Genomic DNA, 25511 nt, shown 5'->3' on the forward strand with positions numbered 1-25511 from the left:
AATAAGGAATAAGGAATAAGGAATAAGGAATAAGGAATAAGGAATAAGGAATAAGGAATAAGGAATAAGGAATAAGGAATAAGGAATAAGGAATAAGGAATAAGGAATAAGGAATAAGGAATAAGCCAATAAAAATTCAAAAATTTTGTTTTTGTGCGTTACGTAGAGGCTTTTCCGGGGGTGCATCTCAGTTTTGCTTATAGAAGCAAGCGAGTTCCCGACAGCACTGTAAAAAAAATGGTTTTTGGAAAAATGAGATGCTCCCTTTTCCGCAGCATCCTGATTTGCGAAAAAAGTAGGGAAAAGGGATTGCCGTGTCCCTACTTATCAGAATTGGTATAAAATCGAAGCATTCGTGAATCCTTCCCTGTGAATTGCCCATGATGAAAAATTACGACTGGATTGTTGTCGGCGGCGGGATTACTGGTGCAGCGCTGAGTTACGAACTCGCAAAAAAAGGTTTTGCTGTGTTGGTTTTAGAACGAGATGCTACCATGCAAAATGCTACTCGTTTTAGTTACGGCGGTTTGGCTTATTGGTCGGGTACAAATGATTTAACTCGGCAATTGTGTGCACAAGGTATCGAACGCCACCGCAATTTATCTGCGGAATTAGATGCCAATACGGAGTTTCGAGAGTTGGATTTGTTGCTGACAATTGATGCGGGAGTCGATCCGGAAAAAGTCGCGGCTAATTACGCACACTTTGCGATTCCTCCCCAGCTTGTGAGCGTTGCAGAAGCTGGGGAGTTGGAACCTTTGCTGAACAAAAGTGCGATCGCCGGAGCTCTAACTGTCCGTCACGGTCACATTTCGCCGAATGCCACAAATCAAGCTTATTGTCAAGGGTTTTTGCGGTTGGGAGGAACTAGAGAAATTGCGGAAGTAACTGGTTTAATAGCAGAAGGAAATCGGATTTCCGGTGTCAAGACGGTAGGCGAAAGTTATGCCTGCGAAAATGCGGTGATTTGTGCTGGAGGTTGGAGTCGTAGTTTGCTAAAAGCGGTGGGTATTTCTGTGGGAGTTTATTTTAGTCGTGCTGAAATTTTGGAAACGGCACCTGTGGATTTAAAACTCAGGAATTTGGTGATGCCAGCGCTATTAAAACGTTTTGAATTGGAAGCACAATCGAGTAAAATTGAGATGGATTTTCTTTGGGATGAACCGGGTAAAGAGTTAGTGCCACCGATTTTAGATGTCGGTGCAATTCAATTTAATAACGGGAGTTTGCGAATCGGTCAATTGTCTCGCACTTTGAGCGATTTGAACGCGAAAGTCGATCGCGAAACCAGCGAAACGGCAATTCGTGCAGGTATCGCCAAGGTTTTGCCAGATGCGGCAGATTTACCGGCAACTTGGCATGATTGTATTGTGGCATTTAGCGCTGATAGGTTGCCCGTAGTGGGGGAAATTCGCGATCGCCCCGGATTGAACGTTTTTTCTGGTTTGAGCAATCCGTTGGCAATTGTACCTGCTTTGGCTGAGCGATTTGCTAATTGGGCGGCGGGAGAAAAAGATGGGGCGATCGAGAGTTTGTCTCCGGATAGATTTGCTGAAAAATGACCGCCATCAACCAGTTTAATTGTGGGTAATTGACCGGACATAATATGACTAATGACCAATAACTAAAAAAGGCAGCGCCACAATAAATGTAGTACCTTTACCGATCGCACTTTCCACACTTATTGTACCGCCGTGCAGGTCAACTATGTGTTTGACAATGCAGAGTCCCAAACCCGAACCTTTAATCTTGCCTACATTCGCACCTCGTTCAAACTGCTGAAAGAGTTTTTCTTCATATCCCGCTGTCATCCCAATTCCCTCATCTCGAACGCAAAATATTATTTGCTGGTTTTCGCAGCTTAATTCTAAACTAATATTACCGCCATTGGGAGAATATTTTATAGCGTTTGAAAGCAAATTAGTCAGCAATTGGTGCAGCAGTTTTGCGTCAAGATTGGCGTGGAGTGGCTCTGTTTGGGCGAGAAAAGTTACAAGGTGTTTATCGGTGACGATCGGTTGCAGTTCTTCTAAAATAGATGTGCAGAACTCTGTCACATTTAGTTGATTTAAATTCAATGAAAGTTTGCCTGCTTCTGCTTTGCTGAGCATTAAAATATCGTCTAGCAATTCACTCATATTGCTGACGGCTTTTTTAATGCGATTGACATTTTTATTTTTTGTTCCTGGCGATATTTTCAAATCGCTATCTTCCAGCATTTCAGCCGAGAGCTGTATGGTAGTCAAAGGAGTGTTTAAATCGTGGTATGCCATTGAAACAAATCGCGTTCTATTTTCGCTTTTCGCTGCTGCTAGTGCCATGAGTTTTTGCATTTCAACGGCTTCTTGATGTTTGCTCAGCGCTATCTTGATGGTAGCGTGCATTTCTCTTTCTTTAAACGGTTTGAGGAGGTAGCCATAAGAACCAGTATTTTCTGCTCGCTGCAAAGTTTCGTCGTCGGCATAAGCAGTTGTATAGATAATGGGGATATCTAATTGTTGATGAATTATTGCTGCTGTTACTATGCCGTCAATCTCGCCTTTGATTACTATATCCATTAAAATTAAATCTGGTTTGAGTTCGCCTGCGCGATGGATGGCATCGGCTCCTGAAGAAACAATATCGGCGATTTTATATCCAAATTTTTCTAATTTTTGAGATAAGTTTTTAGCGATCAATAGCTCGTCTTCTACAATTAAAATATTAATATTATTAATTGTTTGCTCTGGAAAACTCATGATTTTAGAACCTTTGCGAGTAAATTAACTCGTTAAATACTAAGTGAAAGGCTGTGCCGATTTCTCTTGACATTTCGATGGTTCCTTCTAACTGCTCGGTTAGAGTACAGACAACTTGAAAGCCCATCGAGTTAGTTTTCCTAAAATCTATGTTTTCAGGAAAGCCAATGCCGTTGTCCTTAACGAAGAGGTGGATTTCCCGATCGCCAGTCTGATAGCATTGTACACTAACTGTACCGCTCGCATCGTGAGGAAAAGCGTGTTTCAGGGTATTTGAAACCAATTCATTAGCAATTAAGCCGCAGGGAGTAGCAGTCTCAATGTTTAGGGAGATTTGTTCAGCTAATACCTGCAACTGAATGCGGTTGTCACTTATATTGTAAGACTGAAACAAGTTACTGACCAAATCTTCTAGATATTCGCCAAAATTAATTTGTGCCAGGTTAGTCGAGCGGTACAGTTTCTCGTGAATCAGAGCCATAGAGTACAGGCGGTTCTGACTTTCTTCAAACATTTTGGCTATTTGGGGGTCGGCAACCGTGTTAGATTGCAATTCTAACAGGCTGGCAACTACGCAGAGGTTGTTTTTAACGCGGTGGTGAATCTCTTTGAGCAAAATCTCTTTCTCTTTGAGGGAGTTTTTTAAATTTGCCTCGGCTTGGAAGCGATCGCTCAGTTCAGCTTGCAGTTGCTGGTAAAGTAGAGATTGCTGAATGGCGATCGCCAATTGATTCACCAACTGCTGAAATAAATTCATTTCCCATTCTTGCCACTCCCGGGGCCCATCGCACTGGTGCGCGATTAGCAATCCCCAAAGTTGGCTGTGCTGAATAATTGGGACTGCTAACTTAGCCCTAACTTCAATTTGTTGCAGAAATTCCATCATACAAGGTGTAATGGAGGGGTCATCTAGCTCGGAAATTGCACAAATTCGTCCTTGCAAATAAAGCTGATAACATTCGGCAGGAAAAACCTCTCGGCCAAAAAATCTATCTATCAGCCGGCTGCATCTTTCTACCACCGCTTCAGCAATGACTCGGCCGCCAATTTCCGGTAAAATTTGATATATTAAAACTCGATCGGCTAACAAGACTTGCTGGAGTTCGGCAACCGTGGTGTTGAGAATTTCCTCTAATTGCAAAGATTGGCGGACGCGACGGGCGATCGCCTCCACCAGCCGTTCTTGCTCGAACTGCTGTCGCCAACCTATTTCAGCGCATTTAGAATTGCTGATATCGGCGGCGTAACCAATAATTTCGATCGGAATGCCCTTGCTGTCAACCAATAGTTTCAGTTCTGTCCGCAGCCAGCGGTACATTCCATCTTTATGCAGAAAGCGGTACTCGTAAATGCAATTTTTACCCTCAGACAAAGCAGAAAAGTTTAGTATAAATTGTGGCATATCTTCAGCGTGAATCCTGCCAGACCAAAAGTTAGAATCTGCTAACACTTCTTGCGGATCGTAGCCAACGATTTCCTGAACGTTGTCGCTGATGTAAGTAATACAAAATTTCCCCGCCGCTGCGGCAGTAAAAATTACCGCAGGATTAGAAGCAAGTAAAAATTGCAGGCGTTCTTTTAACTGCTGCAATTCCATTTCTGCCCGCTTGCGGTAACTGATATCTTCGATCGCCGCCATGCTGTAGAGAGGCAGGCCCTCGCCATCCCGAATCAGCGTCACCGTCATGTTTGCCCACATCAGCTCGCCATTTTTCTTAATCAGGCGTTTTTCTATTTGAAAGCGAGGAATATTGCCCTCGACCAACTGCTTGACTTGCTCGACATCTGCTGGTAAATCTTCCTGGTGGGTGACATCAGCGAAACTCATTACCGCCCAATCCTCATCGCTGTAGCCCAACATCTGGCGGTAAGCTTCATTCACCTCGATCGCGCGGTAATCGTGCACGCTTGCCAAACCGATCGCAATTGGAGCATCGTCAAACAAATTGCGAAACTTTTCCTCACTCTTTTGCAGTGCGGCTTCTGCCTGTTTGCGAGCAGTAATGTCTCGCGCTACCCACATCACCCGATCGACTCCCAGCGGCGAAATACTGCCATCAAACCAGATTAACTTGCCCTCAATTTCCATGCTGTATTCAATTCTGTGGGTTTGCCCAGATGCCAAGGTTTGGCGAATGTGGCCCAGGACAAAATTAGCTTCGGCTTCTGGGAAGATTTCCGCCAGGGTTTTGCCCAGCACTTCATTAGCCGGTTTGTACAGCAATTGGGGAGCCGTGGGGGCGACTTTGAGGTAGCGGCCGCTGGCGTCTAAAACTAGGACGATATCCGTTATGCCATTAAACAGCGCCAGCAGTTCAGCTTCGGAGTTTTGCAGTTTTTCTGCGGTCAATTTGCGATCGGTAATGTCGGTGTCAGTCCCAATCAGCCGGCAGGCCTTGCCGTCGGGCGATCGAACAGCGGTCCCGCGGGCAAGCATCCAGCAGTTGCTACCGTCTTTGTGCAGCATCCGGTGTTCGACTTCAAAAATTTCTGTCACACCCTCTAGATAAGCATTTACTGCTGCCCCAACTGCAACTCGATCGTCCGGGTGAACCAGAGATACCCAATGTTCCATGCAGTTGGGAATCTCTGCGTCTTGATAGCCCAACAAAGCTTTTAAAGACGGATCGACGTAGATTTCGTCGGTTTCCAAATTCCAGTCCCAAACCCCCACTTTGCCCGCCGATACTGCCAGTTCGTAAAATTTAGTGCGCTGCTGGACTCGCAGTTCTAACTCTGCATTGAGTTGCTGCAAAGCGATTTCTGCTTGTTTGCGATCGGTGACATCCCGACCGGCAGCTTGATACTCCACAATTTCTCCATTTTTGTCGAATATAGCCCGATCGCTCCACTGCTGCCAACGAATTTCCCCGCTCGGCAAAATTACTCGGTGTTCGCAAGTAAACACAGGCTTTTCCGGAGACAAAGAAGCATATTGTTCTTGAAAAAATTCTCGGTCTACTTCTGGGATCAGTGGCATAAAACTGTTACCGAGCAAGTCTTCTGGTTGCACGCCGAAATAGCGACAGTAAGCTTGATTGACAAATGTGAATTTGCCGTCGGGGAGGTAGTGGCAAATCAGTTCGCTTTGGTGTTGCACAATCGCCCGGTAGCGCGCCTCGCTCTCCCGCAGGGCATTTTCGGCGTTTTGGCGATCGCTGACTTGTTTTTCGATTTCTGACTTACTTTCTAAGAGTTCACACTGTTTTTGCTGAAGTTTGACAACTTCTTGCTGCAACATTTTGACGAGGCTGTAAATTTCTGGGTGAATTCTTTCTGCGGTGACTAAACCTACTGGCTGACCCCGTTCATCTACAATTGGCAAACAATCGATCGAGTATTGACAAAATAGCTTAAATGCGGTAAAAATATCTGTAAAATCTGATTCTTTTAAGACAATTAAATTCCGCGTCATGGCGCCGGAAACTTTCATTTCTTGCCATCCGTAGGCGGTGGCTAAGTTCAGCAGATCTGCCAACCTTAGCAATCCGACTAGCTGATTTTCCTCGACCACTAAGATGCAACTAATTGATGCTTTTACCGTTTCGTTTGAGTGCACAGGTGAATTCGGTAGCGGACAAGCATCCATCGCCAGACGCATTAGGGCGATCGCATCTCCGATGGAAGTTGAGGGCGAAACTGTCACAGGATGGCGATCGACAAATTCTAAAGGCGATCGTAAATTTACCGACAAATTAGGAAGTTCCACAAGTATTAGCCAAAAAGTATTCCTAACTAACTTTAGCAACACTTTTAGCCATCAGCCTGATGACTGATAACTACTGACTGATGACTGGAAGCATCTCATTTTTGTCAAAAGCATTTTTTCTTTGAGTGCTGTCGGGAACTGGCGTATTGTACAATATGCGAGCGAGGACGCTAGCACGATAAATACAAAACTGAGATGCTTCCCTGATGACTGCTGTTCGCAAGCTATATGAGTTCGCACTATGCCAACTGACTACTGACTATTGCCAACTTTCAACTCTCAACTCTCAACTCTCAACTGTCCACTGCCAACTGCCAACTGTCCACTAGACCTCTTGCGAAAGTATTTTTGCGATGTTGTTTGCATTAATTTTTGTTCCCCGTTTTCCCGTTTCCCCGTTCCCCCGTTTCCCCATTCCCTGTTCCCTGTTCCCGACTTTTGCCAGAAGTCAACTCTCAACTACAAACTGCCAACTGTCAACTGTCAACTGTCAACTGTCAACTGCCAACTGTCAACTTATTTTTTACCAACAAGCAGATAAGTTTTCATAGCCCCTTTACCTTTAACTTCAATAGTTCCGCGCCCTTCCAGCAAATATTTGTCTTTCAATAAGTCATAAGTAGTTTCACTGACTTGAATCCGCCAAGGCAAACCATGAGATTCCATGCGGGAAGCGATATTTACCGTATCGCCCCACAAATCGTAAATAAACTTTTTGATGCCAATCACTCCGGCAACAACCGGGCCGCTGTGGATGCCGATGCGGATGCTAAAATATTTCTTATTCAGACCGTTAAACCGAGCTATCTCTCTTTGCATATCTAGGGCCATTTGGGCGATCGCCTCTGCATGGTCTGCCCGAGGGTAGGGCAGCCCTCCTACAGCCATGTATGCGTCGCCGATGGTCTTGATTTTCTCTAGGCCGTGCTGCTCGCACAACAGGTCGAATCCTGAGAAAATCTTATTAAGGAGCTCCACGAGGTCGATCGGGTTCATGACAGAAGACAAAGCTGTAAACCCCACAATATCTGCAAACAAAACAGTCACTTCCGGAAAGTATTCGGCAATAGTAGTTTCGTTTTGTTTGAGCCGTTCTGCTATGGGGTTTGGCAAGATATTTAACAGCAGCTTTTCCGATTTTTCTTGTTCTTCCCGCAGGGCATCTTCTGCGTGCTTGCGTTCCGTAATGTCGTGGTAACTCCAGACTCTACCGATAATTTTATCTCCCAGCCGCTGCGGTTCCGAATAGCGTTCAAAAAATCGGCCGTCCTGAAATTCCAACAAATCAAAACTTTCGGCTTCTGGCTGGTCGTAAAGCGATTCTATTCTCTCTTGGAATGCTTGCGGGTCTTTGAGTTGGTTCTGCACAAAGGCGATCGTTGTTGCGTCGTCTCGCAGCGCCATCACGTCGCTAGGTACCCCCCACATTTCCACAAATTCGCGATTGAAAGTAACTATTTTTCCGCTCCTGTCAATAGCTAAAATACCGTCCGCAGTAGAATCAAAAGTTGCTTGCAGCAAGGACGCAGATTTTGCTAGAGCATCTTCCGCCATCTTGCGAGCAGTAATGTCTCGCAAAATAGCGCGAATCGCTACTAAAGAACCTTCCAAAAACTTACAGTTTATGCTACCTTCTAGCAAAATTTGTTCGTGTTCCTTAGTAATAAATATTATTTGAATAGAGTGGGGATAAAAAGTATTTTCATAGACACTTTTTTTAGTAATAGCTTGATATAATATCTCCATAGACTCTGGCGAACTGTTGGGATGAATGATATCAAAAACAGTCATTTGAGCAATTTCTGCTTCGCTGTAGCCCAGAGTTTCCCGCCAAGCCCGATTTACATACAAAAAATGACCGTCTGCTCCAATACTTTGAATTAAGTCAGTAGCATTTTCAAATAAGTCTCGTAATTGTTCTTCGCTTTCCCGCAAAGCTATTTCCGCTTGCTTGCGCTTAATAAATTGACCCAGTTGGCTGCCGATTGTTGCCATTGTCTGGAGCAATTCTTCATCAAAACACTGCACTTCGCAGCTAAAAAAAGTCATCACCCCCAACACAGACCTTTCAGAATTTTCCTGCTCGTAGTCCCCCAAAATTGGGAAGCCAAAAGCTCCGTGCAGTCCTTCTTCTGCGGCAATTTCTCTGCGAATGAAAATTTCGCTTTCTGTTACATCCGCAATCCACTGAGACGAACCGCTGGCCCAAATGAGACCTGACAATCCTTCCCCGAATCCACAAATCATTTGTTCGGCAGATTCGGCAAATTTGGGTATAGAAACTGAGGGTTTTGTCCAACTGGTGACACACCGCAGCAAATTGGGGTCGGAAATCGCAGTTATTCTCTTACTTCCTAACAGCAGTTTTTCCCCAGCTTCCGGCGGCATCCAAAGTTCGGCAGTATGCCACCCCAAACTTTCGCAAATTGCGGGGAGAATCGCTTCTAAAGCTTTTTTGATTGTTTCGGATGTAGAGAGGATGTGAGTGGTCACGTACTGAGCTGCTTTTCGCTTGCGAGCTCGCTGTCTGTATGTCATGTCGCGACCAATATACACAAAATCCTGGAGGGCCACAGAAGTTGCCGAAACACTTTTCATGTCACTTGGAATCGCCGTACAGGAAAAGGAAACCGTGAGCTTTTCTCCTGTTTTTGCCGTGCAAATTATTTCAGTGTTAGTTTGAGATTGTTGAGGCGACTCTTGGCTGACTGCTTGCAAAGATTCGCCCTCAGCAGCAAGACTGTCTATTGGCTGACCTACTAATTGCGATTCGCTATAACCGAACAAATCTTGAGCCGCTTGATTGACTTTTTTGATTTTTCCCGAGGCCGTTGTCACCAACAAAACTTCTGCCATGGAAGTAATAATTTTTTCAACATAATTATTAGTAGCGGCTAAGGTACTCAATAAAATATTCATTTCATTGGTAGCTTGGACTAGAGTTTGTTCCAAACCCATCCTGTCGGTTACGTCTTCAAAAAATACAATTAATCTTTGCTCGCTATCATCATTGCTGAACTCGACGATATACATATCAAAATAAAGCCGCGAGCCATTTTCTAATACTCGCGTCATCGCTTTTAATTCAAAATTTGGCAACCGCCCTTCCAAAATATCGATTAAAATTTCTTCAGTTCCCAGCAATTCGGGAAAGGGAATGCGGACATCGTTTCCGGTCACTACTTCCTCGGGACAGTCGGCAAACCGCTGCACATTGAGAGATGTCTCTGCGATAAGAAAGTCTTGATCCAGTGCTAGGTACTCCAAGTGGTGGGGAACCAACAATTTGTTTAACAGGGTTGTCATGTTGGATTTTGTAGTGTTGACATACTCCCCGGCCGTACCGTGGGATTCTTGACACTTCACCGAGATGTGCCACAAGTGGTCTTACCTTCTCTCTGTGTCTGTTTAAAGTCGTGGCAATGCCCTATCCCGACTTGATTTATATTTCTTGCTGCGTTCAAATCCCTATCTTGATGTATACCGCAGTTTAAACAGATTAACTCCCGAATTGAAAGATCTAATTTCCCCCATTTAAACCCGCAATCTGAGAGTCAGAGTCGATGGGGAAATCACTCTCCCCACCTCTGATTCAGAACCGGACTTGAGACTTTCACCTCATCCGGCTCCTCTTTGACTGAGCTTTTTACACAAGCACCATAACTACCATCGCTGGCAGTTTTTGTATCGTGGCAATGACGATGTAGGAGTTGGAAATTGTCATATTGGTCTTTACCTCCCTGAGATTTTGGTTGAATATGGTCAACTTCCATCACATCGTTTTGTTTGAAGTAGTGTCCGCAGTACGCACATTTTCCTTTCTGCTTTTGGAGTAGCCTTGCCATTCTCATTGGAATTTCAGGATGTTTCCCCAGTCGGGTTGCCCAGTAAGTAAAGTCTCCATCATAAACACTTCTGTTACCTTGAACCTTGACGAACCTTGTGATTTCTGTTTCGCCGTGTTTGGCTAACTTCAAACCTTCAGCCGTGCAAAATCTCCAGTTGTCCGTGCCTACTGTTTTCCAGTATCTTGAGAATATTTCCTGCCTGTTGCTTTTTGAGCAACGGCGGATTGCCCATCTTTTTAACTTTTGCCAGATTAGATAATCCATTTTACTGAATGTTTCCTGACTGACAACATGGGAGTAGTAATTTGACCAACCTCTGATAATTGGATTGAGTTCAAATATTAATTCGGACTGTTTTCCGTTAAGATAACGGTCTATCACTTCTCCAAGTTCTTTTTGGTGGGTGGCTCTCTTTTCTTTGCTTGGGGTGATGAGGGTGTTAAATCCTAGTGAATTACCCTTTGAATTTCTGGCACTTCTATATTTGCCAGTGGGATATTGTCGAATGTTAAAGCCAAGAAAGTTAAAACCAATTTGGTCTTTCACTGCTTCGAGTGTGTGACAGATTCTGGTTTTGCTTGGTTTTAATTCTAATCCCATTTCGGCTAAGCATTCGGATATAATTCTCTGACATCCTTCGACAACTTCTTTTTCTTCGTGCATACACACAAAGTCATCAGCATACCTGATTAGTGCGGTGGCTTTCACTTTGTCTCTCGGTCTAATTTTGTAGCCGTTGACATCCTTCATATCGATTGTTTTGACATACTCTTTAACCAGCTTTTCTAACCCATGTAAGGCTATATTTGCTAGTAATGGGGAGATTACCCCACCTTGAGGAGTGCCTTCTTCAGTCGTGAAGAGTTGGTTTCCATCCATTACACCAGATTTCAGCCACGCCTCGATCTGCTTGTGCATTCTTGGGAAGCTGTTAATCTTCTTTAGCAACGCTTGATGATTGATTTTATCGAAGCATTTAGCCATGTCCGCATCCAGTACATATCGAGGTTTTTGGTTGATATGTATGTGGATAGCGACGATTGCATCATGGCAGCTTCTACCCGGACGAAAACCATAGGAATTTTCTTCAAATACGGCTTCCCATTCCGGTTCGAGTGCTAACTTAGCTAGGGCTTGAGTTGCCCTGTCCCTCATTGTGGGTATTCCAAGTGGACGTTTTTCACCATTGGATTTGGGTATCCATACTCTGCGAGTTCTTCTACTTTTATCCGTAAGTTGTAATTGTCCTGCAAGTTTGAGACGTGCTTCTGGGGATAGAGATTTGACTCCATCCACTCCTGCCGTTTTCTTACCGCGATTGTCTTGTGTTACCTTTCTGGTAGCTAGTAGCTTGGCTGACCGTGAATTTATCAGAGTCTTTTGGAGCCTGCGGACAGCTTTGTAATCACCACGACTTTGGGCTTTGTAAATGCGTGCTTGTAACTTGTAGACGACTCTTTCTACCTGTTTCCAGTTGATGTTTCTCCATTGCTGGTTTGACTCTAGACCTGTGCAGATAGGGATGTCATTCTCCCATTCCACCCTAAACTGTTGTTCGGTTTTGGACTTATTCATTACTATTTACACCTTTACAATCTGAGTCAAAGTGTCTACGTCAGCAAATCTTTGATATTACTCAAAGCGTTGGCTTCTTAGACAATCCTTCCCCTATATTCATGCGGATGGTTTCCTGCTCAGATATCGACCATTCTGATAGATTTTGAGGGGTTACTTCGTTCCAAATCACCTTTTGTTTGAATCCTTAGAGTCCCACTTTCCACGCCCGTTTATTGGTAGTGCATACTGGTCAGACCTGCAATTGCCAGCACCATTATCTTTGCCTTTTGGCTTGGGCAATAACTGTCGTAGCCCATTAAGCATCACGATGGTTCAGGCGTGGATTCAAGCCGAGGCTTTACTCATAGATTCATGCTTGATGGGGTTCTGCGTACAGTTCGCAGTTACCACCTTTCTACCCCGCTTTACTAATTTGATAACCAATCTCCTTAGTAGGGGTAGTGCTGTCACTACTGCACTTGTAGGGTATGACTTCTGCTTTCTAGGGTACTTGCAGTCACATACAAGGTAATTCAGTTGTCATCTATAGGGGATTAAAGTGCGAACTCAATCCTTTTAAGGATTACCCCATAGAAGCCAGTTATCCCCCGTTTTCACGGTTTCGACTGAACGAATCGCACGCAAGTTTGGCTTGTAGGTTCCCAACGGCTGATTACCCTCAACTCTCTGCCCAATTTCTCGGATTTACCCTCACATACCACCCTAAATTCATACCACCCTTGCTGACTGATAGCCCTTGCAAGTTTGCGGTTTTTGACCATGCCCGATACATTCAAATCTTCTAAAACAATCACTTGGTTATCGTTGACTATTTTAGTAGACAATTTGTGCAGGAAGTCTTTCCGGGTATCCGCTATTTGGTTGTGCCATTTAGCAATCTGGAGGCGGGTTTTATTTCTGCGTTTGGAATCTTTGGGTTGTCTTGCTAGTTTGCGTTGCAATCTGCGGATTTTCCGTTCTAACTGTTTGTAACTAGGACTTTGGGCTGCCGTTCCATCGCTCATCACAGCAAAGGTTTTAATTCCCAAATCAATGCCAATACTTTGATTCTTGACATCAACTCGATGGGGGTTAACCTCTACGACAAAGCTAAGGAAATATCGGTTAGCGCAATCCTTGATGACAGTTACAGAACTAGGCTCAGATGGTAAAACCCTAGACCAAATCGGTTTGACGATGCCGATTTTAGCTAGATAGACACCGCCATCTTCCTTCATGGAAAAACCACGGATAGTAAGCCTTGCCGATTGGATGTTTGTTTTTTTCTTGAACTTAGGATATCCAACTTTTCGCCCTGTTCTCGTTCCTTTACACGAATCGAAAAAGTTCTTAAAAGCTGTTTCCAGAGCGGCTACAGATTGTTGTAATGGAACTACCGAGACTTCACTCAGCCAAGTTCTTTCCTCAGTTTGTTTCGCTCTGGTTATTACTGTTTTTTGAAGTTCTGCCGAACTTGGCTTTTTCTCAGACTGTTTACAAAGTGCAAGAGCATCATTCCAGACTACGCGAACGCAGCCAAATAACTGAGCTAGGCTCTGTTTCTGTTGGTCGGTCGGATAGAATCTATAGCGATACCTTGCTTTCATTTTTGCTGGCACTTTACTTACTCTATTATATCATGACTCTCCGATAGAATCAGAAGAATTAAAGCCGTCCTAGAAGGACGGGGCTTCAGCCCTCCACTTCGCTCCGCCCATTTATTTGGTGAACGTGCCCTCTGTATCAAACGATCTGAGATTAACCTCTTGATATCAATTTCAAAGAAAATGCAACTCTAGGCAAGCTCAATATCATCACAGTCATTCCCAATTCTAAAATCGAAAATCGTATTACCTCTGTTTTGCAAATGGAATTGTGACTACAAAGGTAGTGCCTAACCCTGTGTCGCTGGAAAATTCGATTTGACCTCCGTGCAGGTCTACACACTGTTTAACTATAGATAAACCCAGCCCTGTACCAGGTATTTTTCCGACATTTTGGGCCCGGTAATAAGATTCAAACAGTTGTTCTTGGTCTTCTATAGGAATGCCAATGCCCGCATCTTTTATTTTAAATATAGCTTCTTCACTATGATAATTTAATTGAAAATCAATATAGCTGTCGATCGGCGAATACTTTACAGCATTTGATAGCAAATTTGTCAAGATGTGCCGCAGCAATTTGGCATCCACTGCGGGCGAGTATTCTGTTGGCTCCGACTCCCGAGCGGTTTTTTTCCCAGGCAGAATAGATTTTCTGCAAACAAAATTAATTTTATGATTTTGTCCGTAGCTAATTTTAATTGATTCTACTAACTCGCTGCAAAATTTTCGCAAGTCAAGTGGTGCGGGATTGAATTGGAGTTTTCCAGCTTCGGCGCTGCTGAGCAACCGCACGTCATCTAATAGCTGAGCCATGTGTTTAGATGCTGATTTAACGTGTTGGAGGTATTCTTGTTTTTCCGCTTGGGTAATTTCGTCCCCATATTCTTTGAGAATTTGAGTAGCAAATAATACTGTATTTAAAGGATTGCCGAATTCGTGAGCCAGCATTGAGAAAAAACGAGATTTTAGCTGTCTGAGTTCTTGCTCTTTTGCTAGAGATCGGCGAATTTCCATGTCTTCTTGCTTGCGTTCTGTGATGTCTCTACCGATATAGATGAAATCATAAAGTCCGTCTAATTCTGTCTGAATTGCCGAACAGGAAAATTCTACCCAAATTTCTTCTCCCGATTTAGTAGTGCAGACTACTTCCAATTCTCTGAGCAGCTCTTTTTGAGACAAAATATAGCGGTGCCGACCTTGATAAAGCAATGTTTCTTCGACTACAACGATTGAGAGGGGCTGGTCGATCAATTCTGCTTCGCTGTAGCCAAATAACCATTGTGCCGATTGATTGACTGTTTTGATAATTCCTAGTGTTGTTGTCACCAACAAAGCATCGCCCATGGAGCGAATCACTTTATCTATATAATCTTTTGAAGCGGCTAAGGCACTCAGCAAAAGATTAGCTTCATTCGCTCTCTGAATCAAGGATTGCTTCATCACCATTTTTTCGGTGGTATCTTCAATCAAAATTAGCAAATTACTTGCCATATCTTGTTCATTTTCATGTTCTATCGCCAACATATCGAAGTATAAAGGGCGGTTGTTGTCGGTAAACCGAGCGATACCTTTGAGTTCAAAACTCGGCCGCCGTCTCATCACGATCGACATGAGGATATTTTCAATTCCAATCAGTTCGGGAAAACAGATGCGAGCATCTGTACCGGGGAGCGCATCACCGGGAGTATCGGCATAATTCTGCACTTCGGCAGAGGTTTCCTGAATGATGAAATTCTGATTTACTATCAGATACTCTGTTTGTCGCTGGCCCAAGAGTTTTCTAAAAAGGGGGTCGGAAACTGTTTGATAATTATTGGCGGACATATCTAGATACTCCTTCTTTTTTGAGTGGGTTTTCAGGCGTAGCTGTAACAATCTTTCCTATGAAGTGTTGTGCAATATTCCAACCCTATCGACCTCTGTTTTTTATCAATAGTAAACTCACCTATTCCATCTGAAACAGGAAAAATTATAGCGATTAACGTCCCTTTGTACTTACCTTCCGGGACATTATACGGAATATTTTCGGCATCATAGCAAGCACATTTTCGATCGCACTTTTCAAGTAGATAGTCACGAACTTCGTAACAATCTTGTAATTCACCTTGCTGATATTCAATTCCCGAGATTTCAGGATTCTCTAGCTGTTGCATATCGAATTGGAGAAGCTCTAACTCGATCTCTCCGATAGGTGCCAACTTGCGGAGTCGTTCGATCCCTGTTTTAGTCGTCAAAACTCGGTGCATGAAATATCAGCCTTGTTTCTAAGTAATGTTTGCCTCGGAAATGTTGAAAGAGCTTGTTGGGAGTGCAACACGCGGATCTGTCTGTAATTAATCTGTTCCTTAATTGCGATCGACAAATCTACAAACTGGCATTCATCTGTAGCTGTCATGACTCAAACAACGTAGGTCTTATTCTGTTCCTGCACGTTGGCTGCATCTAGTGAATGCAGGCTCTGTTTGGTTAGATGTGGGTATACATCTACGAATGGTTCATACTTGTTCTACCATTGTGTAAGCTAGTTTGTGAAAAATTTCGTCAACGTCTTTGCCGGTTTTGGCGGATGTGGTGTAAACTGCTATTACTTTGTCTTGACCGATTGAGTGGGAGATTTCGACTAGCAGTGCTAATTTTTCTTCGTCTATCAAGTCTACTTTGTTCAAGGCGACGATTATTGACCCTTTGGGATTGACTGAAGAAAAAAGTTTAACGTGTTCGGAGATTCGCTCAACTGTTTCGGAGCGGCTGACATCGGCAACGATTAAAACACCGCTAGCTCCTTGTAAGTAAGTCGGTGCTATTCCTTTGAATTTTGTATGTCCTTCTAAGTCCCAAATCAGCAACTGTGCGGTGACACTTTCGGGGTGTTTGGTGTTCTCTAATGCGATACTTTTGCGGGAAATTTTGACTCCGACGGTGGAGAGGTACTCGTCGCTGAATTGCCGATCGACAAAACGGCGGATCAGACTGGTTTTACCGACGCCAAAGTCGCCGATCATGCACATTTTTTTAGATATAGTAACTGACATAATTATTTGCTTTTTTCGATCTTAGTTATTGGTTCAAATACCACGCATCTGCTTAAAAGTAGCGGTTGATTGGGGCCCACGCCGGGGGGAGGATTTTGACTTGCAAGGGCAACGAGCCGCTTTGGATCGGCACCTTGCCGCACCAAAGCATCTCGCACTGCTGCGGCACGCTGGAGCGACAACCGTTGATTTATGACAAGTTCCCCAGTGCGATCGCTGTGTCCAATTATCTTAATCTGTTTTTGAGGATATTGATCCATGAAAGTTTTAACACTGGCGATGATTTCTTCTGATGTTGAGTCTAATGTGGTTGTTCCTTGCTCGAAGTAGATGCGGCTGGCAATTTTGAGCGGATCTAGTTTCACAGTGCTGACGACTGACTCAACGCCGGGAATTTGCTTCAGGGACTGAGCAATTTTCTGTGAGTCGGCTGCCTCAATGACTGTTCCCTCTACTGTAACTTTGCGATCGCCATACCGACTAGAAATAGAAACGCCCGACAAGCGGTTCAAAACAGCGGTGATCCGCTGCACCTCTCCCGCCGTCAACACGGGATCTGGAGGTACATCTACAGCGATAATTTGATTGTCTAATTTCAGATTTGGTGCAGTTGAGGCGGCTATTTTGGCGGCTTTGGCCCGCAATTCTGGATTTGGCAATTTTCCGGTTAATTTGAGAGTGTTGCCCTCCACGTCGGCGTTTAAGCGGTAAACCGCTAATTCTGGGGTGGAGGCTAAAGCTAAAGCGGCATTTGTTGCAAGGGGACGCTCAATGCTCCGGCGGTGCTGATAAATTCCCCAAGGTGTTAAGATTAAGCCGATCGCTGCGATCGTCGCCCCGATCAGTACGAAGGGGGGTTTTTTAGATTTTTCCTTTTCCACCGGGTCGAATAAACTTTGGATGAACGGGTGCAGAGAGTCCGGTATAGTACCGGGATCGCCGTTAAACTCGTGAATTAATTTAGCGTAATTAAGGATCAGATTAGTAAGTGTTTGCCGGAGTTTGTTAATGAACGACTGTGGCGGTTCTCCTTTAATCACGACTGCCATGTAGCAGTATCCCGCTACTTCTAGCATTATTTTGGAGTCGCCGTATTCAATTAGATTGAGTTCAGAAATTTCTCCGGGCTGAACGATGCATTCGTTCACAAAGCTGCGAATAGCTGTGAGCATTCCTGCTACCATTTCCGCTTCTAACTGGTAATTGCCTGCGGGGTGTTGAACTTCGGAAATTACCAAGCCAGATGCCTTGTGAATTAACAATGCTGCTTGGACGGTAAAAGGTATTGATTCTCTGAGGATTAATTCAGCTTCGGAGACTCCTTGTACTTGGGAGCGAATTTTGCGCCCAACTCCTTCCATGCTTAAGCTATTTGAGACTTTTTCGTTGATAGTTTTAATAGCTTCTGCCATGTATTTAGAGATCGTACTGCCAATGACGGGATAGAGAGCATCCACCATAGAGTCGCGTTCGAGAGCGATTTGGGCTGTAATGGCTTTGCCCATTTCCGGGGCGAGGGCTTGGGCGATCGACTCTTGATCGAGGCGAATTTGCTCTTTTATCGCCAAACCCATTTCTGGGGCGATCGCCCGAGCAATATCCGCTGGCGAATTTTCTATTTGTTGAGCAAGTGCGTCGGGCAGTAACTCACCTATCGCCGAACTCATTGCTTGCCTGTTTTCCACAGTTTTAGCCCTAATCACTTCATCAATAATTGGGACTATCGCGTTAACAACTTCTTCTCTGGAATCGGCAATTTTGCGGCTGAGAATTTCTGCGATCCAAGGCAGCATTAGGGCGATCAGCTCTTGTGGATCGTAGATTTGGTGTTCCAGTTTTTCTAATTTAGAGTCGATGCTTGCTAGCAGATTGCACACCCCCGGCAAATCAGTTTCTGCTAGGAGATTTTTGACTTGCTCGATATCTGACATTTGCGAGCCAAAAATCAGATTTTGCAGCCTTCCCATCGCGCTGTCGGCTTCATTGAAGTCTTGTTTAATATCGCCTAAGATTTCCGATCGCTGCGATAGTGGTATCGGCTGTTCTTGCGACTGCCGCTTCGGTTCAATTGATGCCGCACTTGCATCTGCATATATTTTTTGGGATGGCTGCGAAAGTCCGGACACTGAGGAATTCGGATCGGTTGCTGCGGGTGGCGCGAGAGTTTGGGGAATGGGCGAATTCTCTACAGCGGTGTCGGAATCCGGGGATTTTGCGCCCTGTACGTACTGGGGAGAATCAGAAATTGTCAAGTCAGACAATGCTTGTAGCGACGGTGATTCTCTCTCCAAATCCGAAACATCTGCGGAAACATCTATAGTTTTAGCTGAGGAATAGTTTCTTTCCAGTTCAGAAGTGTTGAGTTTGTGAGTAGCGAACAGCAAATTTTTGGACTCGTCTGCAACAGCCGGGGAAGCAGTAGAATCGGGTTGGCAAGAGCCAGTTTCTGGCACGGCTGCAATTTCCTCTGGCTGTGCGGAGGAAATACCTAACAAATCCATCAACCCGCCGAGGGCTCCAGCTTGACTGTTTTTGCCACTGCTGCCAGTTGCGGGTTCGGGATTTTGCTGCGCTGCAATTCCCTCTGGCTGTGCGGAGGAAATACTTAACAAATCCATCAACCCGCCGAGGGTTCCAGCTTGACTGTTTTTGTCGCTGCTGCTAGCAGCTTCGGGTTCGGGATTTTGCTGCGCTGCAATTTCCTCTGGCTGTGCGGAGGAAATACTTAACAAATCGATCGACCCGCCGAGGGCCCCAGCTTGACCGTTTTTGCCGCTGCTGTCAGCTTCGGACTCGGGATTTTGCTGCTTTGAACCAGCAATAATTTTGAGATCGAATAACAGATTAAGCAAGGGGTCTAGCTGGGTTGCTGCCGAGGCAGCAGACTCGTCAGGTTTAGAAACAAAACCCTCTAGCTGATTTTCAACTTCTGGATTTTCTTTCGGTAAAGCCATGCGTTATTATCCGTGATGGTGGCGCTCCGGCAACAAAAATTCGTTATTTGACTTATTATCAGCAACGCCTTTAAGTTCGGGCACAAATTCTGTTCCTTTGAGTCTCATTCCTAGTTCAAACAGAATTTCTGCCATGTCATCTCTGGAAACTTTAACATCTCTGAGCATGGAAAAGCGTCGGTCTAGTTCTTCAAAAACCTGTGTTTTCAAAGTGCGGGTTTCTTCGGAGAGTCGCTCTCTGGTTTGGGAGAGTTCGTCGCGAATGGAACTGGTTTGATTGTCGATCGCCTCGTCGAGGGCTTCGATGGTGCTGGAGCATTTGCGGTTAACGCGATCGATTTGCTGCCGGAGGTCGGCGCTTTCTTCTTGCGTATTTAAGGTGAGCGATTTAACTTTCTTTTCTAACGAATCAACTGCCGCCCTCATTTCTGTGGACAGAACAGTTTTCACCTGTTCGATGCGAGCGTGCATATCTTGCTGCATCATCGACAAGTCGGAATCTATTTTGTCGAAGCGATTGTCGTATTCTCTAAGCTGCGCCCCGAAAATTATATCGCGAATCTGGTCAATATTTCCCAGGCGTTCGCGCATTTCTTCTTTAGTTATTTCGGCCATGATTTTACCTCGAATCTCCGAAAATTGTGAGCTTAAGAACTGTACTATATTTTGTGCTAAACTGCTAGTCTAACGGTTTGAGCAGGGTCAAAAGACGTGCTGCTGACTTTTACTGCGATCGTTGACAGTTGTCAGATACAGGGGCTTTTTGACTGGGGACAGATAGACTTTTGGATAGTCCCACCCCGAAAGTCGGGGATGAGATTCTTGAGAAGCTTAACTCTAAATCTGCTGAAATTCAGGTTCTTGGAGGCAATCATCAGAGCCACAACGAGGCTCCCCAAAATAGCGGTTTGCTATTCTTGCCTTGCAGCAAGCTCAGAAGAGCGCAGACATTCCTCCAGACAGCAAGGTAGGTTGTAAGCTCTTGTGCTGACTTTTCAATGATATCGCATATTGACAGTGCGTCATCCCAGAGGGCGTCGGCTACGGCAAAAAACGCGCGGGCGCGATCGCCCGTTATGTATAAGGTATTACTCAAAAGCTCGATCGAGTCACAGCAGTCCGAGCCGGATAGCACGAATAAAGCGGAACGCTCGAAGTGAGTTCCGGAAGCGAGCGAGACGATCGCACTATCAAAGACTTGGTCTTCGGGGACAGCACTATAAGAGCTTGCGGAAAGATACTTCCATCGGCATTCTTCCCCCCCTCTCCCCATTTCCCCCTCTCCCCTTCTCCCCCTCTTCCCATTTCCCCTCTCCCCTCTTTCCATTTCGCTATAAAAAAGCGTAGGGCCCGATCGACAGCGACCAGACCCAATAATATAAGAATCTTTGATTTTCTAACAAACGAGATGTGTTTCCGGTAGAGAACAATATGCTTACTAGGGTTTACAACTTGTGCAGCTTTACTTTTAATCCGCAAACACAATAAGTCTGACTCGACTGCGGTTTGGCTTGACTGCGCGATGGCAGTGCCGCCACTATTACAAGTTGTGTTCGGTTAATTTCGACCGCGCTTCGGAATTTAGACCGGAGACACCATGTCTATATCCTTGAACTTTGCTTCTAAATATAGCGACCTCCTGTTTCTTTCTGTCCCGGTGTCTATTGTTAAGTTAGCACGACCTTTCAAATGAGTAAAGCACTATTTGTAAAAGTTGATTGGTCTTTACATTACTAAGTATAATGATATAAATATCCACATAGATGTAAGTTAGGACTCACGCACTTGCCCGCAAAGAAACCGGGTTTTTTCACCGAGATTGAGGATTTTAAGCAACTATTCTGGTAGCAAAACCCGGTTTCTGGACACCCGTGCTAAATTCCTATAAATTCTATTGTTGCTACAACTTTACATACTTAAGTGTTTTTGTCATGTCTATTACTCCTAAGTCTCTCGGCGGTAGTCAAATCCGCCAAACATTCCTCGACTTTTACGCCCAGCGGGGACACAAAATCCTGCCGAGTGCTTCTCTAGTGCCCGAAGATCCGACAGTGTTGCTGACGATCGCCGGAATGCTACAATTTAAGCCGATATTTCTCGGACAGCGCACAGCCGAATCACCGCGCGCTACCACTTCGCAAAAGTGCATCCGCACCAACGACATCGAAAACGTCGGCCGTACCGCCCGCCACCACACGTTTTTTGAGATGTTGGGAAATTTCAGTTTTGGAGATTATTTCAAGAAACAGGCAATTGCCTGGGCTTGGGAACTTTCCACGGAGGTTTTCGGTTTACCTGCGTCCAATTTAGTTGTTAGCGTTTTCCGGGAAGATGACGAAGCTTTTGCGATTTGGCGCGATGAAATTGGCATTCCGGGCGATCGCATTCAACGCATGGGAGAAGCAGACAATTTCTGGCAATCTGGCCCCACAGGCCCCTGCGGCCCGTGTTCCGAGATTTATTACGATTTCCACCCAGAAAGAGGTGATAATATTGACCTCGAAGATGATAGCAGGTTTATTGAATTTTATAACCTGGTTTTCATGCAGTACAATAAGGATGCAGAGGGCAATTTAACACCGCTGCAAAATCAAAATATTGATACTGGGATGGGATTGGAACGGATGGCGCAAATCCTCCAGAAAGTCCCTAACAATTACGAAACAGATTTGATTTTTCCGATCGTCCAATCGGCGGCGGAAATTGCGGGAATTGATTACCACAATAGCGATGAAAATGTCAAGGTTTCGCTGAAAGTAATTGGCGACCACATTCGGGCTGTGGTACACATGATTGCAGACGAAATTCGCGCGTCGAATGTGGGGCGCGGTTACATTTTGCGTCGGTTGATTCGCCGGGTGGTGCGCCACGGGCGGCTGATTGGGATTCAGGGCGAATTTACGGTGCGGGTGGCTGAAAGTGCGATCGCCCTTTCGGAAGCTGCTTATCCAAATGTGCGATCGCGCGAGGCTCAAATTAAGGCGGAATTGGCAAGGGAAGAGGCGCAGTTTCTCAAGACTTTGGAACGGGGAGAGAAGCTGTTGGAGGAAATTATCAACAAGTTGCAGCAGCAAGGTCAAAATCAAATTGCAGGGCAAGATGCTTTTAAGCTTTACGATACCTACGGTTTCCCCTTAGAACTGACTCAAGAAATTGCCGAAGAACAGGGAATTACCGTCGATTTAGAAGGCTTTGAAGTGGCAATGGGAGTGCAGCAAACTACCGCTCAAAACGCTCATCAAACAATCGATTTAACCGTGCAGGGTTCCTTGGATAAGTTGGCTGAAACAATCCAGGGTACAGAGTTTGTTGGCTATACTAAATTGTCGAGTTTAGCTGAAATCAAAGTTATCTTAGTTGACGGCCAAACTGTGGAATCAGCAGAGGCGGGAACCGAGGTACAAGTTGTGTTGAACCAAACGCCGTTTTATGCTGAATCCGGCGGACAACTTGGGGATAAAGGTTATTTGCAAAGCGGAGAAAATGGTGATGGTTTGTTGGTGAGAATTGATGATGTGAAGAAGGAGTCGGATTTCTTCGTGCATTTCGGCTTTGTGGAACGGGGAACCATAAAAGTTGGCGATAGTTTGACTGCGAAAATTGACAATAGCGGCCGCCGCCGAATTCAAGCCAACCACACAGCAACTCACTTATTACAATCAGCTTTGCGAAAAATTGTAGACGATTCGATTTCCCAAGCGGGTTCCCTGGTATCGACAGAAAGATTGCGATTTGATTTCAATTCTCCGCGCGCTGTCACAGCAGAAGAGTTGCAAAAAATTGAGGACTTAATTAATAGTTGGATTGCCGAAGCCCACGCTGCGGAAGTTGCCGAAATGCCGATCGCCCTTGCGAGAGAAAAAGGCGCGACAGCCATGTTTGGCGAGAAGTACGGCGACGTAGTGCGAGTAATCGACTTTCCCGGCGTTTCCATGGAATTGTGCGGGGGGACTCACGTCAGCAATACGGCTGAAATCGGGCTGTTTAAGATTGTTTCCGAAGCGGGCGTTGCGGCTGGTACTCGCCGGATTGAGGCGGTTTCGGGCCAGGCTGTGTTGGATTATTTGAACGTGCGGGACAGAGTTGTGCGCGATTTGGGCGATCGATTTAAGGCGAAACCCGAAGAGTTACCCAACCGGATTACTAATTTGCAGAATGAGTTGAAGGATACTCAGAAGCAGTTGGCTGCTGCAAAGTCGGAATTGGCGATCGCAAAATCTGACCAGTTGTTAAATGCGGCTGAGGCGATCGGTAATTTCAAAATCATTGTAGCTCAATTGGGAGATGTCGATGCAGAAGCGCTGAAAACTGCGGCGGAAAGGTTGCAGCAAAAATTAGGAAATGCTGCGGTTGTTTTGGCTTCGGTTGCTGATGTTGATAAGGTAAGTTTGGTGGCTGCTTTTAGTCCCGAAGTTAATCGGAAGGGATTGCAAGCTGGCAAGTTTATTGGGGGAATTGCTCAACTTTGCGGCGGTAAAGGCGGCGGGCGGCCGAATTTAGCTCAAGCTGGGGGACGTGATGCTAGTAAGTTGCAGGAAGCGTTGGATTGTGCCCGCAATTTGTTGGTTGAAGCGTTGGGTAATTAGGAAAAAATCTGGCAGAAACCCGGCGGTTTAAAGAGACTGTTGGCGAATGTCTGAGGGGTAAAACCCCTCAGACATCGCCATGCTGAAATAGGCAAAATGATTGTGCGACCATACACCATATTAAATAATTTATTATGACTCTTCACCCACGCGACTGGTCATTGATTCCAGAAATGACAGCCTCCGTAGCACGAACCTCCTTTCCCAAAGGAAACCCATATATGAAAATGCGCGACGAACTCGGAGTGTTGTATCAAGATGCTGACTTTATCACCTTGTTTCGAGCCGACTGTGGTCAAAGTGCTTTATCACCTGGACAATTAGCATTAATCAGTGTGATGCAATTTGCAGAGGGATTGACAGATAGACAAGCAGCAGAAGCGGTGAGAAGTCGTATAGATTGGAAGTATGCTCTCTCGACTAGAAATTACTGATAGCGGCTTTGATTATTCAGTTTTAAGTGAGGGTCGAAGTCGGTTAATTGCTGCGGGACGTGAAAGTCAATTACTCGATCAAATGTTAGCACATTTTATCGATAGGGGATGGCTCAAAGCCAGAGGGAAAGCCAGAACTGACTCAACTCACGTAATCGGAGCCATCCGTAAAATGAACCGCCTAGAATGCGTTGGAGAAACTTTACGTCATGCCTTAAATCAACTAGCCACCGTGGCGGATGAATGGTTATTAAGCGTAGTAGATCGGGATTGGTCTGAGCGTTATAGCATCAGATTTGAGCAGTATCGCTTGCCTTCATCTGAAACTGAAAAACAAAAGTTGCTATTGACTATTGGCTGTGATGGTCATCATTTGTTGTCAGCTATATACCAATACGGTTTACTTAAGGGTTGGGAGGCTTTAAAATATTAAAAACACGAGGATTCATTTTTATTCCAGTACCTCTGTGTTTAACTTTTTTGGATTTAAATTTTGAAACTAGTTTTTTGACAACTCTTGGGTTGTTTCTCTCAACTCTTTGTGGCAAAGTCGCATCAAGAATTTCCAACTTCAACCAAGTAAAAAAAAAGGGATTTCTTGTGCTTCTAGCCGCTGAAATTTTGGAACAGCACGACGAATAACTCGTAATGTACCGGTGAAAGAAATACTTAAGTACTGTAGTTTAGACTAAAAAATGAGCGCAGCTAAAAGTAGCCACCTTTGAATCTCAGGCAAGCTGTTGCTCAAAAATTCAAAAAGTAGAAGATTAAATAGCTAATCTTGAAGACTTTTTGCGCCGAGAAACCCGTTTTTTGACAGTGGGATAGCACGGTGCCTTGGTACGTACCCTTCCTTTTTCCCAACCGGGGGATTTTCCCCTCTGTTTAGGCATTTTTGCAGGAGTACCAATGTCAACTAAAAGCGAAAACATTGATTGAGCAACACGTCCAGGGGTTAAATTGATAGTAGCAGATTGCCAAGGCAGTCTATTCTCGATTACTAAATCCCTAGCTAGCCAGAGTTGCCAACTCATCAATGGCATTAAATC

Annotated in this window: 17 protein-coding genes and 2 pseudogenes; 4 read left to right on the forward strand and 15 right to left on the reverse strand. The window is 44.8% G+C overall.

Features of this window, described 5'->3' with window-relative positions; genetic code table 11:
* Positions 1 to 383: 383 nt before the first annotated feature.
* Positions 384 to 1562 carry an NAD(P)/FAD-dependent oxidoreductase gene (locus tag QZ918_RS28065; protein WP_293341141.1) on the forward strand — a complete coding sequence of 393 codons (1179 nt, stop codon included), beginning with the start codon at positions 384 to 386 and terminating at the stop codon, positions 1560 to 1562.
* A 48-nt stretch (positions 1563 to 1610) separates the two neighbouring features.
* On the opposite strand, the gene QZ918_RS28070 is transcribed toward QZ918_RS28065, so the two are convergent.
* The 3 genes from QZ918_RS28070 to QZ918_RS28080 all read right to left on the reverse strand — a co-directional run bounded on the left by QZ918_RS28070 (position 1611) and on the right by QZ918_RS28080 (position 6670).
* Positions 1611 to 2738, reverse strand: a complete 1128-nt coding sequence (locus tag QZ918_RS28070; RefSeq protein WP_293341117.1) for a hybrid sensor histidine kinase/response regulator — start codon at positions 2736 to 2738, stop codon at positions 1611 to 1613.
* 4 nt (positions 2739 to 2742) lie between these two features.
* Positions 2743 to 6447, reverse strand: coding sequence for a PAS domain S-box protein (locus tag QZ918_RS28075; protein WP_293341120.1), 3705 nt, complete (start codon positions 6445 to 6447; stop codon positions 2743 to 2745).
* 70 nt (positions 6448 to 6517) lie between these two features.
* Entirely contained in the window at positions 6518 to 6670 is a 153-nt protein-coding gene (locus tag QZ918_RS28080; RefSeq protein WP_293155159.1) for a hypothetical protein, read from the reverse strand.
* 39 nt (positions 6671 to 6709) lie between these two features.
* On the opposite strand from QZ918_RS28080, the gene QZ918_RS28085 reads away from it, so the two are divergent.
* Positions 6710 to 6988, forward strand: coding sequence for a hypothetical protein (locus QZ918_RS28085; RefSeq protein WP_293341121.1), 279 nt, complete (start codon positions 6710 to 6712; stop codon positions 6986 to 6988).
* On the opposite strand, the gene QZ918_RS28090 is transcribed toward QZ918_RS28085, so the two are convergent.
* The 11 genes and pseudogenes from QZ918_RS28090 to QZ918_RS28140 form a co-directional block, all read right to left on the reverse strand.
* Complete coding sequence (locus QZ918_RS28090) at positions 6964 to 9753, reverse strand: adenylate/guanylate cyclase domain-containing protein (RefSeq protein ID WP_293366797.1); 2790 nt, start codon at positions 9751 to 9753, stop codon at positions 6964 to 6966. The two genes, QZ918_RS28085 and QZ918_RS28090, sit on opposite strands and share 25 nt — an antisense overlap.
* 56 nt (positions 9754 to 9809) lie before the next feature.
* Positions 9810 to 9986, reverse strand: a pseudogene (locus tag QZ918_RS28095) (zinc ribbon domain-containing protein); the annotation flags it as partial.
* Positions 9987 to 10019: 33 nt separating this feature from the next.
* Positions 10020 to 11870, reverse strand: coding sequence for a group II intron reverse transcriptase/maturase (gene ltrA / locus QZ918_RS28100; protein ID WP_293341124.1), 1851 nt, complete (start codon positions 11868 to 11870; stop codon positions 10020 to 10022).
* Positions 11871 to 12466: 596 nt separating this feature from the next.
* The gene (locus QZ918_RS28105; RefSeq protein WP_367275460.1) at positions 12467 to 13459 is read right to left on the reverse strand and encodes an RNA-guided endonuclease InsQ/TnpB family protein; all 993 of its coding nucleotides are present in this window, start codon (positions 13457 to 13459) and stop codon (positions 12467 to 12469) included.
* Between the two features lie 243 nt (positions 13460 to 13702).
* On the reverse strand, positions 13703 to 15280 hold the full coding sequence (locus QZ918_RS28110; RefSeq protein ID WP_293341127.1) for a sensor histidine kinase: 1578 nt from the start codon (positions 15278 to 15280) through the stop codon (positions 13703 to 13705).
* A gap of 32 nt (positions 15281 to 15312) precedes the next feature.
* A complete protein-coding gene (locus QZ918_RS33330; RefSeq protein WP_527250457.1) occupies positions 15313 to 15690 on the reverse strand; it encodes an RRXRR domain-containing protein in 378 nt (125 codons plus the stop codon).
* Positions 15687 to 15851 carry a hypothetical protein gene (locus QZ918_RS28120; protein ID WP_293341130.1) on the reverse strand — a complete coding sequence of 55 codons (165 nt, stop codon included), beginning with the start codon at positions 15849 to 15851 and terminating at the stop codon, positions 15687 to 15689. The genes QZ918_RS33330 and QZ918_RS28120 overlap by 4 nt, the downstream gene beginning before the upstream one ends.
* Before the next feature lie 100 nt (positions 15852 to 15951).
* Complete coding sequence (locus QZ918_RS28125) at positions 15952 to 16488, reverse strand: Rab family GTPase (protein ID WP_293185788.1); 537 nt, start codon at positions 16486 to 16488, stop codon at positions 15952 to 15954.
* A 2-nt stretch (positions 16489 to 16490) separates the two neighbouring features.
* On the reverse strand, positions 16491 to 19442 hold the full coding sequence (locus QZ918_RS28130) for an OmpA family protein (protein ID WP_293341133.1): 2952 nt from the start codon (positions 19440 to 19442) through the stop codon (positions 16491 to 16493).
* A gap of 6 nt (positions 19443 to 19448) precedes the next feature.
* Positions 19449 to 20057, reverse strand: coding sequence for a hypothetical protein (locus tag QZ918_RS28135; protein WP_293155138.1), 609 nt, complete (start codon positions 20055 to 20057; stop codon positions 19449 to 19451).
* A 259-nt stretch (positions 20058 to 20316) separates the two neighbouring features.
* Positions 20317 to 20715 carry a hypothetical protein gene (locus tag QZ918_RS28140; RefSeq protein ID WP_293341136.1) on the reverse strand — a complete coding sequence of 133 codons (399 nt, stop codon included), beginning with the start codon at positions 20713 to 20715 and terminating at the stop codon, positions 20317 to 20319.
* Positions 20716 to 21373: 658 nt separating this feature from the next.
* On the opposite strand from QZ918_RS28140, the gene alaS reads away from it, so the two are divergent.
* Entirely contained in the window at positions 21374 to 24028 is a 2655-nt protein-coding gene (gene alaS / locus QZ918_RS28145; protein ID WP_293341138.1) for an alanine--tRNA ligase, read from the forward strand.
* Positions 24029 to 24162: 134 nt separating this feature from the next.
* Positions 24163 to 24853 (forward strand): annotated as a pseudogene (locus tag QZ918_RS28150) (transposase); the annotation flags it as partial.
* A gap of 376 nt (positions 24854 to 25229) precedes the next feature.
* On the opposite strand, the gene QZ918_RS28155 reads toward QZ918_RS28150, so the two are convergent.
* The coding region (locus QZ918_RS28155; protein WP_367275461.1) for a hypothetical protein at positions 25230 to 25511 on the reverse strand (282 nt) is incomplete at its 5' end.

Origin of the sequence: Microcoleus sp. CAWBG58 (assembly GCF_020883045.1) — a bacterium.
Taxonomy (GTDB): domain Bacteria; phylum Cyanobacteriota; class Cyanobacteriia; order Cyanobacteriales; family Microcoleaceae; genus Microcoleus.